Annotated in this window: 1 pseudogene; it reads right to left on the reverse strand. The window is 52.3% G+C overall.

Features of this window, described 5'->3' with window-relative positions:
- Window positions 1-279: pseudogene (locus ACW9HX_RS29190) on the reverse strand (Ig-like domain-containing protein); the annotation flags it as partial.

Genomic DNA, 279 nt, shown 5'->3' on the forward strand with positions numbered 1-279 from the left:
TAGAGGAGGCATAGTCATACGGCGGAACACCACCGCTCGCAACCCGAACACCCGTATTGCCAATCGAGTCCAACCCGGTTTTCGGCCATCCCGGAATCTTCACCGAAAACCCGTCCAGCATCATCATGGTCGGAACAATATAGAGCGCCAACCGCTCAATATCCCAAGGATCGGACTCAAGTTGATCCCCGGCTTTTTCCTTCGCAGTAAAACGGTGTGGTCCTACCGCTATCGATATGAACTTGCTTTGCCACTTGTAATCCGTTCCGACTGTGACTT

It is taken from the genome of Pseudomonas sp. SDO52101_S400, assembly GCF_054071635.1.